Origin of the sequence: Halobacillus litoralis (genome assembly GCF_009856445.1) — a bacterium.
GTDB lineage: Bacteria > Bacillota > Bacilli > Bacillales > Halobacillaceae > Halobacillus > Halobacillus litoralis.
On sequence record NZ_WMFA01000001.1, the window covers coordinates 868712 to 881593 of the forward strand.

General features: G+C 43.3%; 10 protein-coding genes. 5 read left to right on the forward strand and 5 right to left on the reverse strand.

What is annotated here, in order from left to right:
* Positions 1-49: 49 nt before the first annotated feature.
* From GLW00_RS03945 to GLW00_RS03955, 3 genes are all read left to right on the forward strand, one after another.
* Positions 50-1072, forward strand: coding sequence for an SEC-C metal-binding domain-containing protein (locus GLW00_RS03945; RefSeq protein WP_160911404.1), 1023 nt, complete (start codon positions 50-52; stop codon positions 1070-1072).
* Between the two features lie 257 nt (positions 1073-1329).
* Positions 1330-3000 carry a catalase gene (locus GLW00_RS03950; RefSeq protein ID WP_160911405.1) on the forward strand — a complete coding sequence of 557 codons (1671 nt, stop codon included), beginning with the start codon at positions 1330-1332 and terminating at the stop codon, positions 2998-3000.
* 82 nt (positions 3001-3082) lie between these two features.
* On the forward strand, positions 3083-3544 hold the full coding sequence (locus tag GLW00_RS03955) for a hypothetical protein (protein ID WP_160911407.1): 462 nt from the start codon (positions 3083-3085) through the stop codon (positions 3542-3544).
* A gap of 37 nt (positions 3545-3581) precedes the next feature.
* Here GLW00_RS03955 and GLW00_RS03960 read toward each other — a convergent pair whose 3' ends face one another.
* Complete coding sequence (locus tag GLW00_RS03960) at positions 3582-6341, reverse strand: glycoside hydrolase family 13 protein (protein ID WP_202412347.1); 2760 nt, start codon at positions 6339-6341, stop codon at positions 3582-3584.
* Between the two features lie 114 nt (positions 6342-6455).
* The gene (locus GLW00_RS03965) at positions 6456-7049 is read right to left on the reverse strand and encodes a YdcF family protein (protein ID WP_160911409.1); all 594 of its coding nucleotides are present in this window, start codon (positions 7047-7049) and stop codon (positions 6456-6458) included.
* A 192-nt stretch (positions 7050-7241) separates the two neighbouring features.
* Here GLW00_RS03965 and GLW00_RS03970 point away from each other — a divergent pair, with 192 nt between their 5' ends.
* Positions 7242-7451, forward strand: a complete 210-nt coding sequence (locus tag GLW00_RS03970) for a YkvS family protein (protein WP_115822794.1) — start codon at positions 7242-7244, stop codon at positions 7449-7451.
* A gap of 477 nt (positions 7452-7928) precedes the next feature.
* Here the strand turns inward: GLW00_RS03970 and GLW00_RS03975 are convergent, their stop codons facing one another.
* Positions 7929-8990 (reverse strand): LCP family protein, encoded by a 1062-nt coding sequence (locus GLW00_RS03975; protein ID WP_202412348.1) that lies wholly within the window; start codon positions 8988-8990, stop codon positions 7929-7931.
* 138 nt (positions 8991-9128) lie between these two features.
* Positions 9129-10589, reverse strand: a complete 1461-nt coding sequence (locus tag GLW00_RS03980) for an APC family permease (RefSeq protein ID WP_160911411.1) — start codon at positions 10587-10589, stop codon at positions 9129-9131.
* A gap of 223 nt (positions 10590-10812) precedes the next feature.
* Here GLW00_RS03980 and GLW00_RS03985 point away from each other — a divergent pair, with 223 nt between their 5' ends.
* The gene (locus GLW00_RS03985) at positions 10813-11859 is read left to right on the forward strand and encodes a glycosyltransferase family 4 protein (RefSeq protein ID WP_160911413.1); all 1047 of its coding nucleotides are present in this window, start codon (positions 10813-10815) and stop codon (positions 11857-11859) included.
* Between the two features lie 32 nt (positions 11860-11891).
* Here GLW00_RS03985 and GLW00_RS03990 read toward each other — a convergent pair whose 3' ends face one another.
* On the reverse strand, positions 11892-12878 hold the full coding sequence (locus tag GLW00_RS03990; protein ID WP_160911414.1) for an LCP family protein: 987 nt from the start codon (positions 12876-12878) through the stop codon (positions 11892-11894).
* Positions 12879-12882: the final 4 nt, after the last annotated feature.

Sequence of the window (12882 nt, forward strand, 5' to 3'; positions counted from 1 at the left end):
TCGGTACTCTAGTAGAGTTGAACGTTTAAGAGTTAAGAGAGGGATATTTATGAGTAAGGTAAAAAGAAACGACCCATGTCCATGTGGAAGTGGGAAGAAATATAAGAAATGCTGTATGAATAAAACAGAGGAAGGTGTGGGATCCACAAGCCTTCATGAAGAGCTGAAAAGCCACTATAGTCACTTTATGGCCTATGTGAACCGTAACTATCCAAATGTTACGCCTAACGAAGAGCGTGAAACACAGGAGGAAGAAGTAGAAGCGGCTTTCCGTATGGTTCAAGGTGTATTCATGGAAAAGCAGGAAGATGGCACAACGCTTTACGACGAATTCTTTGAAAAGAAACAAGACAAAATCGTCCGTCCAGCGACCCTGGCATCAATGGAAGCGTGGAAATCACCACTCGCTAGTGTTTTCCATATCCAGGAGGTTCAGAACGACCAAACCGTCACGGTTGAAGACGTGTGGAGCGGTCTAAGATATGAAGTGAAGCGTGACGGTATTCCATTGAAGGAAGAAAATTATTCTCACATGCCGTATGCGATTGGAGTTGTTCTGAAATGGGGACCGATCTACAATTTCGTCCCGCTTGCGATCCCAAACTATGAGGAATCCTATCAAACTTTCAAGCAGGCAGTAGAGGAAAAATCCCAGCAGGCTGGATATGAATCGATTCATGCTTACATGCAGGCAACTCTTATTGAACAGTTGAGAACCTGGATGTATATGAATGTTGCTGAAGAATCCTCAGAAGAACAAGGGTCACTTGAAAAAGAAACGCAAGGAACCGGGGAAGATGAAGTGCTCGACCTTGTCGACGATAACCTTAAAACCGAACCAACTTTCGAGAGACTCCGTGAAGCTTGGCTCTCTTATAAACAGTCGGAAGATCCGACATTCCGTAAACCGGAAGTGGTTTCTGCTGCGCTGGAACACATTTATCGTACTTCTGAAGAGTTCCGTACAGAGCCTGAGAAGGTGACGAAGAAAGCCGTAGCGACGAAATATGATGTTAGCCCGAGCAGTATGAGTAAACGAATTACTCAGTTGAAGGATTATATCGAAGGTTAATCATTTAAAGACTTAGAGCTTAGTGCTCTAAGTCTTTCTTTTGTAGGGGTAGGGATAAAAGTCTGAAAGTTACTGATAAAATACTGAAACCCACTGATAAAAGTCCAGAAGTCACCGATAAATTATAAAATCACTAAACCTGCCAATAAATCCTCGAAAGCTGCTAATATCCTTCCACCAAAGTTCCATTTCCTCCATTGGAATAAAAAGCCTGAACTCAGCAAACACTCTTCCTATATAAAAGAGGAGGAAAGAGTATGGATAAACAGGAACAAGGACCAGGAGGAGCGGAGGATCAGCGCTTTTCTGAAGATGAGAATGAAAAGACCCTAACGACAAGACAGGGCCATCCTGTCCGCACCAACCAAAATTTGCGTACGGTCGGCAATCGCGGGCCGGCGACACTTGAGAACTATGATTTTATAGAAAAGATTTCACACTTTGACCGTGAACGGGTTCCTGAACGTGTGGTCCACGCACGTGGTACCGGGGCGCACGGGTATTTTGAGACATATGGAAAAGTAGGAGAGGAACCAGTGGAAAAATATACGCGGGCGAAGGTGTTTTCTGGTGCCGGAAAACAAACCCCTGTCCTCGTGCGTTTTTCCACTGTGACGCATTCAGCTGGGTCTCCGGAGACATTGCGTGACCCGCGCGGGTTTGCGGTGAAATTTTATACAGAAGACGGGAATTGGGATCTGGTTGGAAACAACTTGAAGGTGTTCTTCATCCGTGATGCGATGAAGTTTCCTGATTTGATTCACTCCTTCAAGCCGGACCCTGTCACAAACATCCAGGATAGTGAGCGGATCTTTGACTTCATCAGTCAGACACCTGAGGCGATGCATATGGTGACATTCCTTTTCTCCCCGTGGGGAATTCCGGCAAATTACCGGCAGATGCAAGGATCTGGCGTCAATACGTATCGCTGGGTGAATGAAGAAGGGAAAGCGGTGCTCGTCAAATACCACTGGGAGCCTTTAAAGCACGGAATCAAAAATTTGACGCAGGAAGAGGCGAACGAAATCCAGGGTGAAAATTTCAATCATGCCACACAGGATTTGTATGAAGCGATTGAAAGTGGTGACTACCCAGAGTGGGAGCTTTGTGTTCAAATCATGGAGGATCATGAGCATCCGGAACTCGATTTTGATCCACTTGATGATACGAAAATTTGGCCCGAAGATCAGTTTCCATTTTTGAAAGTAGGAAAAATGGTGCTTAATAAAAATCCGGACAACCACTTCAACGAAATCGAGCAGGCAGCCTTCGGGACAGGGGTGCTTGTGGACGGGCTCGACTTTTCCGATGACAAAATGCTTCAAGGGCGTACGTTCTCTTATTCCGATACACAGCGTTACCGGGTTGGTGCGAACTATCAGCAGCTGCCGGTAAACGCACCGAAAAAACATGTGGCGACCAACTACGAAGGCGGCAGCATGTCTTACTTTACAGACCGCCCGAAAGACGCGAATCCACATGTGAACTATGAACCTTCGACTTTGAATGGTTTGGAAGAAGCCACACCGAAAACGAAACCGCATCAGCCTTATACAGAAGGTAAGTTGAAGAAAGAGCCGATCGATCGAGAAAACAATTTCAAGCAAGCCGGCGAGCGCTACCGTCTTTTCAAAGACTGGGAGCGGGACGATTTAATCATGAACCTCGTTACTTCCCTGAAACCCTGTCACCCTCACATCCAGAAGAAAATGATTTCTCTTTTCTCCCAATGTGATGAGGATTATGGCAAACGAGTAGCGGAAGGACTCGGCATGAATGCAGGGGACATGAACGAAGAAATAGCCAGTGAAATCATTCCGACTAAAGGAAAGCTTCCGAAAAGGGGAGGCTCTCCGATTGGAAGTGCAGGAGCTGCGGATGCCGTAGATCAAGCGCAGGATAAAGGACACGAAGCGGATCCGTATTGATAGTGTAAGCTTGACTCGAATAAGAGTCAGGCTTTTCTTTTTTTCTCCCCCCATGCATAAGGTAAGTAGGGGAGGGATGATAATGAAGCGCAGCCGTTCACCTATGATCTTCATCTTTGTTTTGATTGTGGTTCTTATCCTTGCGGTTGTCCTCACCATTTTCTTCATGACTCGACCGGGTCAGCGTGCAGAAAGTACCATCGAGCGATTTTATGTGCATGAACAACAAGGGAAGTTTTCCGAATCGTGGGAACTTTTTCATTCTCAAATGAAAGAGAAGTTTACAAAAGGGGCTTACATACAAGATCGTGCACACGTGTTTATGAACCACTTCGGTGTGGAGAGTTTTGAATTTGTGATAGGAGATTTGAAGAAGCTCGATCAATGGACGATGGAAAAAGGATCGAAACCTCTTTCGCCCGTTTACCAAACGACTGTGATTCAAACGTACAAAGGAAAGTACGGCCTTTTCCGCCTTCATCAGGATATTTATGTGGCAGAAGAAAAAGGGGAGTGGAAGATCCTATGGGATTATCATAAATAACAAAAAGCTTCCTACTTAAGAGTAGGAAGCTTTTTTGTCAGGCGGCTTCGTTCATGGCTTGCATCCGTTCCACCGTCACTTGAAATTCATTTTGGGGGTCAAAAATAAAGATGTATTCTCCATCTGTCTCTGGTGTGAAACGGAGGTTATCGCCTTCCAGCCATTCACCGTCACGGACAAATTTATATTCCACGGTTTCTCCTGCCGTCAATTCAATCGGTTGGCTCTTCCAAAAAGCATCTTTTTCATCGAAGATCAGCATGTTGGCATCACTGGACCAGTCGAACGGAGCAGATCCACGCACCACGACTTTGTTGTATTTCTTTTCTTCCGATGGAGCTTCATAACGCAGTTTCCCTTTGACATCATAAATCGCAACAGAACCCGCTTCGCTCGTCATTTCAAGTTCGCCTTTGTGACTCTTCAGCTTTTCCTTGTCAAGAAGGGAAGTGAGCTGTACTTTGTTTGGTGTCTGCTGGTTGTAAAGGTCAATGATATCCAGGTTGCGGCCCTCTTCGCCCAGGTTCATGACGACAAGAACCTTATCCTTTGGCACGGATCGTTCAAAGACGAGGACGTCATCATCCGAGTAAATGATGTTAAAATCGCCGTGCGTTAAGGCTGGCTGGTCATTCCTTGCATCAATCAACGTTTTGTAATGAGAGAGAATCTCCTCGTTCTGCTCTTCTACCTCCCAAATCATCATTTCACGGTAGTAGCGGTCTTTCCACTCGTCTACAAGGTTATGGTCACCACTCTGAGACAAGCCGACCTCATCACCATAGTAAATGATCGGTGCGCCAGGTAACGTAAACTGTAACGCTGCTGCGTTCATCAACGTTTCTTCGTTTCCATCAGCTTCAAACAAAAAGCGCGGCATGTCATGGCTGTCTAAAAAGGTAGCCGCAACGAATTCATCGCCATAAGTTCTGAAGGTCTCCTCAAGAGAGGAGGCTAGTGCGTTTACCGAACCATCCTGAATGAAGGCATTCGTAATCGCTGAATGTGTTTCAAAATCGATCGCTCCATCCAATTTCCCTTTGTAGGAAGAGATGGTATCAAGGTTGTCCCACACTTCTCCGAAGATGAACGCATCGTCATCAAGTGATTTTACTTGATGACGGAAATCAACCCAGAAGCTTTGACTTGGACCTTTGGCATAATCCAGGCGGAAGCCGTCGACGCCGATTTCATTCATCCAGAACGGAACGACTTCATCAAGCATATAGGCGCGCGTTTCCGGATTGTCGTTGTTTAACTCAGGAAGCTCTTGAATGCCATAAAACGTATCATATTCATTCGGATAATCCGTAAATGTGTACCAATCATAGTAAGGACTGTCCGGCCCTTTTTCTAATGCATCCTGGAAAAAGTCGTGCTGGTCGGATGTGTGGTTAGGCACCAGGTCATAAACGACTTTCATATCACGTTTGTGGGCTTCCTCGACTAGTTCCTTCATCAACTGGTTGCTGCCGAAACGAGGGTCGATGTTCATGAAGTCTGTCGGGTGATACCCGTGAGAATAGGGACCTTCATAGATCGGTGAAATCCATAGAGTATTCACACCAAGATCCTCGATGTAATCAATCTTTTCAAGCACTCCTTGAAGATCGCCGCCCATCCAGCCTTTCAACTGTTCATCATAGGGCTGTTCAGGGTTTACAGATGTATTGTTCTCTGAACTGCCATCACGGAAACGATCGACAAACACCTGATAAATGACCGCTTCTTTCGCCCACTCTGGAGATTCATACGTATCTACATAATAAGCGAACTCTGTGGCATCTTCAGAACTCAACACATTGTTATCGGCAAATTGAGAACCTTCACTGTTGGAGTTCCAAACATCGAGTTTATATTTCACGCGTGTTTCTTTTTTCTGAGAGGGAATAACCCCTTCCATGATGGATGTTTTCAGTCCATCGGCATTTTCAGTTGTATCTGTCACCTGTAAAGGAACGGTTTGTCCATTTGCAGCTTCTCCTCGTTTTCCATCAGGAGTAGTGCCATCTGTCGTGTAATAAATAGCTCCTTTGTCGATCGGGCCAAAGTGCTGCACTTCGACTTTCACCGTTACATCATCACGATGATTGGGAACGTATGGGGTATGGTTATAGTCGTGAGTGACTGATTGAGCGACAGGGACTTTCTTCCACTGGGAAACCGAATCTTCTTTGGTACCGCCGGATGTGGATAATGTCACTGTCCGTGGTTCTTCAATATCTTCCTTGTAAGATTCTCCTGCAAGGCTGTAAAAATAGGAAACTTCTTCGCCTGCTTGTCCTACAATCTTAGTTGTGTACGTATTTTCAGAGGTTTTCGTCATAGGTGCGGCTGTATAATGGAAATCATTTTTGCTTGAAGCGACTGTCGGCGTCACCCATTCCGGCGTTCCTTCAGGGACGGTGAGTACAAGTTCTACACTTGCTTCATAAGTATCAGCGAGGCGGATGTCCACTTTGCGTTCGGCTTCCGGGTGAAAAGCGAAAATGTACGCAGCATCTTGAGGGGCTGTGTACGTCAAGTTTGCACCAGGCATCCAATTTCCGTCATAAACAAACTTGAACTCTGTCACTTTTCCTCCTTCCAAAGAAATGGGCTGACTGAGCCAGACTCCTTCTTCGGCATTGTAAGTAAGGGGGTTGTTATTCGAACTCCAATCTAAGGTTTCCGCGCTACCACGCAATACAACATCATTATACGTTTTCGCATCTGCATAGGTTGATGCAACCGGTTGCGCATATGACAAAAATAAAAGCGTGATACCGATCAGCCAAATCCAACGTTTTTGAATCAAATGAATCCCGTCCTTTCAAATTTATAAGTGAAACCGCTTTCATAATATAGGAAGCAACTTGGATTGTCTATAGTGCAATAGAATTAAATGTCAGAAAACAAAGAAAAGTTCCATTCACTCGAAGAGTAAACGGAACCAGTAGACACTCATTTTTACATATTCGCCGAACGTTATTCTTTTTTCATTTTCTGTCATTCCATCAGAAGGATCAAAAAAATTTGAAGCGAAGGAGTAGTCAAGCTTTATTTGGCTGTTGTAAATATCGTCAAATGTCATTTTCGTCCGCCGGGAATGGAAATCGCTCGTGACTACAAGGGCAGATTCGAAACCTTCTTCTTCCATAATTTCTTTTGATCGTGTGGCATTTTCATATGTACTGGTGGCAGAAGGTTCTTCGTAAATGGCGCTTTGAGGTATGCCTCGTTCCATGGCTTTCTCAGGCGTGGTGCTGTCCTCTGTCGAATTGGTCAAAATCATATGACTCGTCAATCCTTCGTTATAGAGTTCAGCCGCATGGTCGAGACGCTCTTCACCTCCGCTTAAAACGATAATCGCATCGTACTTTTTAGAGGGTTCCAGGGAATCTTCTGCCATTAAAAACTCTGGACCTAAGAGAAGGGGGGTTATCACTGCTGCCGAAAGGAATAGAATAAATACTAAGAAGGATAGAAGCATAATCTTTTTTGCTTTAGTAATATGAGACGCCATAAAAAACCCCCAAATTTTGGATACCTTTGCTATCTAGTATATATCTCCTGAGAAATTTAATAAACCCACTTTTGTTTTACTTGTATAATCTTGTCGAATTTAGTAACATATATTGTAAAAGTTTTGTTTGAATTGTTTGTTAATTTATTGTAAGGTTATTCAAAATACGAGGAAGAGAAAGGGTAGAGAGATATGGTACAACCTGATGATCGCATTGCCACTCCAGGGCAAATCGTAACTTTTGAGAGAAATGACATCATTTTCAAGGGCAAAGTCATTCCGAGTCAATGTCAACAATCCGTAATCGTAGATTTGACCATTATGGACAACTTAGATGAGATCGATTTCGAATACGACAGAACGGTTGTGGCTCATACCAATTATCGTATTATTGAAGAATGAATGTAAAGCCTCTTTCTACTGCGAAAGGGGCTTTTTACTTTCTACCTAGTCCGATATGCTGTTTTCGGTGACTCTTTTTTCTTATACCATGAAAGAAAAAGAAAAGGTATACAGGATCAGGGTGGGTATTTTAGAAAGGGTGCATTTACGTGGGATTGACTAAAATTATTTTAGACCATCTGGAGTTTTCCATTAAGGCACGTTATAGTGTTAGAATAGATAAAACCATTGTTGTAGAGCCATTGATTCGAATTACAGAAGATACATTTAACCGGTTTTTTTATGACAAACCTGTCATTGATTGTATCTCCATACATAATCCAGACTCCCCATCTCTTTTAACTTATGAAGGCCCCTATAAGTTTGAAAGGATGAATGGTCTGCTAATCTTTACACTCTGTTCATATTGAAATTGATAAAAAAGCTTAAACAATGATAAAACACCAGCTCCCGTGTCACATGGAAGCTGGTGTTTTCTTAATTAGATTCCTGAGTGTCTTGTTTAGATGCAGAAGAAGAATAGGAGCTCTCCTCCGATGGTTCTTCGTTAATTTTTAAAGCTGTTCTTATTTTATTCGACAGTTCACTGACACTTCCGTCATAAGGGACGAAGTAAAAGAGTCCGTCTTCCAAGCGTGTATTTTGTCCTTCAAGTGTAAACGTCTCTGTTGAAGGATCTTTCGATGAAAAAGCTTTTTGGAGTGCGAAAGCTTCTTTCACGGAAAGGTTGGTTTGAACGTTGCTGCTGACCGCATCCGCTAATTCATCGGCTTTGAAAATATTTCCTGGAGAGAGAGCTTCCTCAATACTTGCTTTTATAAATTGACGCTGTCTTTCATCTCTTGGATATTCAATGGCAACGTCTCTTTTTCTCATTCTTACAAAGGCAAGAGCTTCTTCTCCATCCATTTTCGTTTCGCCTTCTGTGAATTCAATTCTTTTATCGTGTTGTAAGTGGCTTCGTTCCCAGAAACCTTGTTTGACGTCTACGGTTACTCCGCCTAACACATCTACGATTTCAGCGAAACCTTCAAAGTTGACCGAAGCGTATTTATCAATGGGGATGTCTAAATAATCCTCCACCGTTTCAATCGTCAATTTTTCAGCACCATACCCACTAATTTCACCGATCGTGTAGGCAGCGTTAATTTTATGACTTCCTCCATATTTTTCCCCGACTTTACTGGCAGGGATGTCCACTTTTAAGTCCCTGGGAATACTGGTCATCGTCATATCCTGCGTTTCCGGGTCGATGGTCAGCACAATTTGAGTATCCGCTCTACCTGCTTGCCCATCAGAAGAATAATCTTCAACGCCGAGCAAAAGTATGGAAATCGGTTCATCTCCAATATCCACCGCTTCCTCCCGTAAATCAGATTTATTTCCTCGGTCCAGATCTTCATATGAAGCTGTATATACTTGCGACACATAGTAGAAAATTCCGCCTATGGTCATTGCGAACAAAAGAAAAAGCGTCAGTGCGATGCGTCGTTTCTGTTTCTTTTTGCGTCTGCGAACGCGAATGATACGTTTTGCCAATGTATGTCACCTCTATTTTAACCTCTCAGCTTTTCATTCTACCACATTTGAAAACAATCGAAGGACCCCGTTCTTTTGTTGTGGAAAATGTAAAACGATTGACATAAACGTATCATGTATCACTCTCGTAAGGATCGGTTATATTTCTTCTTTTTCGAGAATCAGATAATTCATTTCTTTACGATCAATATGGCGGTACCGCTTATAGTTGAAAAGGTAAAAAACCAAACCGATGAGAATCCAAAAAGCCAAAGCAATGTAGGATTCTCTCCCGAGCGAAGCAGGGGACCAAGGGATTAAGAGGAGAGCTAAGAAACACAAAGAGCTGAGCATCCCGATCAGTGATAAAAGTTTTCTTAAGGGATCGATGGTTGCTCTTTTCTGAGAGGTGGACGAATTCTCCTTCCAGTGAAAGAACTTATAAGCGGTAGCGGTGCAGAAGAAGTAAGCAATGGCTACGCCTGTAGAAGACATATCGACAACCCATAGCAAAGCTTCCCGACCGAACCACGGAGCGATCAGGCAGACGCCCATCGTAAATAGAATTCCGACATACGGTGTTTTGTATTTAGGGTGGAGTTTCCTGAATATATCTGGAAGAATGCGAGCCCTGCCCATCGCAAACGTTAATCGACTTGCCGAGATATAAAAGCCATTCAAGCCTGTGAAAATGCCCATACAAACAGATAGAGCGATGAGCCAAACACCGATTCTCCCCATGTAACTTTGAATGGCATCCCCCGTTCCCCACACCGATTGCGTTCGTTCAATCTGCTGCAACAACTCCTGCCAGGGCATAGTGCTTGCAGTAATCAGAATCATAGCGCTATATGCCAAGCCTGCTGCTAAAAGAGACCAAATAATCAAGCGGAAGGCTTTTTTTGGAGCAAAATCGAACTCTTCAGCGGCTTGGGGGATGTTGTCAAAGCCGACATATGCGAATGGTGCAATGGCTAATATGGTGACGATCGATGCGATGGCTGATTTTTCAGGTGAAAAAGGAGGTATGGTATGGGTAAGGCTTGGCCCTTCTGCCCATAAGGCTCCCAGCGCTAATAATACAATCCCGAAAATTAAAATGATGCTGAACACAAATTGTGTTTGTCCTGAAAAACTCGCCCCTCGAACGTTTAATAAAGCGATGACAATTAAGGCGGCGCTTGCAATCGCTACTTGAATAATGGAAACATCATACCCGGCAACGTTATACATATTTCCTATTTTGATAAAAGAAGGGAATAAAAACTTAGCAAGTAATGCCAGGGCGGAGGCGTTTAAAGCAACAATGCAGATGTAACCTAACGTAAGGAACCAGCCGGCAACAAATGCATACATTCGTCCAAAACCGATATAGGCATAGGCGAATTCACCGCCTGTAACGGGGAACTTTTCAATCAAGAACCCGTAACTGACGCCAATGATCATCATCAATACAGCTCCAAGCGATAAACCTATAACGACACCCAAAGGGCCTGCTTGAGCAATCCAATCGGTGGGAAGGACAAAAGCTCCCCAACCAATAGCCGAACCGAACGCAATCGCCCATACCCAGTGAGGCTTTAATGACTTTTCTAATTTTTTTCTTTCTCTTTCCGCCATATCCTTCTCCTCCCTCCATCTTTTTACATTTAAAGGTTTCACCTTATTAAAAAAAGGCTAATAAAAAGTAATCAAATCGTTACATGAAATTGGCTGTTCATGTGATATAATTTTTCAGGGTTAATATGGTGCTTTTCCATAAGAACTATGCATGGGAAAATGGTATTTAATATCAGCTGTTATTTCATTCGGAGAGGATATAATAAACCTGAGGAGGGTCTTTATGGAGTATAAGGCCTTGCTATTTTGCTTGATCGTTGCGGTCATCATCACACCGTTAGTCAAGAAATTAGCAATTAAAATCGGTGCAACGGATCAACCGAACCACCGTAAAGTACACAAAATTATCATGCCACGCCTTGGTGGGCTGGCGATTTATATAAGCTTTGCTCTCGGTATTTTATTTTTCTTTCCCGAAAGTAACTACACCTGGCCTGTTCTTATAGGCGCTACTGTCATTATCATCACCGGGGTACTCGATGATCTTACGGAGCTATCAGCGAAACTTAAACTTTTTGGCCAGTTACTGGCCGCTGTCATTGTTGTTATGGGTGGAGTTCAGGTTGATTTCATCAATTTACCTTTTGGTGGTCAGCTCGACTTAGGGTATTTAAGCATACCGATTACAATTTTGTGGATCATTGCTATTACGAATGCCATCAACCTTATTGATGGACTGGATGGATTGGCCGCAGGCGTTTCGGCGATTGCTTTGTTAACGATTTCCGGTATGGCGATTACAATGGGGAATGTATTCGTTGTTTTCGCAGGATTAATGATGTTAGGAAGTACCCTTGGTTTTCTGGTGTATAACTTCTATCCTGCTAAGATCTTCATGGGTGATACAGGGGCCTTGTTTTTAGGGTTCATGATTAGTGTGCTTGCCCTGCTTGGTTTTAAAAACGTCACGTTATTTTCTTTCGTCATTCCGATCATTATTCTTGGTGTTCCTATATCGGACACGTTATTTGCGATTGTCCGCCGAGTGATTCAAAGGAAACCTTTATCTGCTCCTGATAAATCTCACCTGCATCATTGCTTGATTAATCTTGGCTACAGTCATCCTGAAGCGGTTCTCATGATTTATGCTGTTAGTGCCTTGTTTAGTTTAGCAGCGGTGATTTTCTCACAAGCCACCATCTTCGGAGCTATATCGGTTATTGCACTACTTGCGGTTATGATTGAGTTAATCGTTGAGATAACCGGACTTGTAGGGAAAGAGTACAGACCTTTATTGAATATGATTAACGGCACAAAGTCGAAGCAATAAAAAAAAAGCTGCTCCAGATTTGGAGCAGCTTTTTACATGGAATTTTCTTCTTCATTTTCACTGGCTATTGGATTCTGCAATTCAAGATGATTCTTCAGTTCATCAGACGTAGCTGTTAAATCGTCCTTCGCGAGCTGATAGTACCATCCATGGCCTGTGAAACCACCTTCACCTTCCAGTTGCATTTTGTCAAAGGTGAAATTCTCTTTTTGAAGGAAATAATCTTTAAACTGAATCATTTCACTAAAGGTTAAGTTGGTTTTCATGTTCGCACTTACGGACGATAAAATCTCATCCATATTATTCAGCCCTTTAGCAGAGACGGTCTCCCTGAAAATCTGTTGGATAATTTCCATCTGTCGCTCCCCGCGAGCCAAGTCGCTGTCATACTTTCTCGTTCTGGCTAAAGCGAGGGCTTCTTCACCGTTAATTAGCTGTTTTCCTTCCGTTAATTCAATGGCTCCTGCCTGATCAGAACTATTTTGTTCCTGCATGTCAAAAGGGACATCATAAGTAATTCCGCCGATCGAATCAACAATTTCAACGAATGAGTTAAAATTCAGCCGTACATAATAATCAACGGGCACATCCAACATCCGTTCGACCGTTTCTACCGTTCCATCGATTCCGCCGAAAGCATGGGCGTGAGCAATTTTATCTTCATAACCAACTTCAGGGATATACGTGAGAGAATCTCTAGGAATGTTCAGCATCTTAATGGATTTATCATCCTCATTGAAAGTGGCGAGGACCAATGCATCAGATCTTGAAGGTGAACTTTCGCGTTTGTCACTGTCATCGATTCCTACAAATAAGACAGAGGTGTGATCTTTAGCTGGGGTCACTTCTTTTGTTCGTTTGTCTGATTTCTCACCACGGTCAAGTCCTTGGTGGGAATTTAGGGCTGTTTGTTTCACTTGGTCCGTCAAGTAGGCGGCATAACCGGTTGCCGCTCCAACACCAACGAGAAAAACAAACAGGAAGGACCAGATGAAGACATATCTTTTCCGGCGCTTCATATCC

Bases quoted from the DNA above. Each gene is read 5' to 3' on its own strand.
- GLW00_RS03945 (WP_160911404.1), top strand. From the start codon at position 50: ATGAGTAAGGTAAAAAGAAACGACCCATGTCCATGTGGAAGTGGGAAG.
- GLW00_RS03950 (WP_160911405.1), top strand. From the start codon at position 1,330: ATGGATAAACAGGAACAAGGACCAGGAGGAGCGGAGGATCAGCGCTTT.
- GLW00_RS03955 (WP_160911407.1), top strand. From the start codon at position 3,083: ATGAAGCGCAGCCGTTCACCTATGATCTTCATCTTTGTTTTGATTGTG.
- GLW00_RS03965 (WP_160911409.1), bottom strand. From the start codon at position 7,049: ATGGCGTCTCATATTACTAAAGCAAAAAAGATTATGCTTCTATCCTTC.
- GLW00_RS03970 (WP_115822794.1), top strand. From the start codon at position 7,242: ATGGTACAACCTGATGATCGCATTGCCACTCCAGGGCAAATCGTAACT.
- GLW00_RS03980 (WP_160911411.1), bottom strand. From the start codon at position 10,589: ATGGCGGAAAGAGAAAGAAAAAAATTAGAAAAGTCATTAAAGCCTCAC.
- GLW00_RS03985 (WP_160911413.1), top strand. From the start codon at position 10,813: ATGGAGTATAAGGCCTTGCTATTTTGCTTGATCGTTGCGGTCATCATC.
- GLW00_RS03990 (WP_160911414.1), bottom strand. From the start codon at position 12,878: ATGAAGCGCCGGAAAAGATATGTCTTCATCTGGTCCTTCCTGTTTGTT.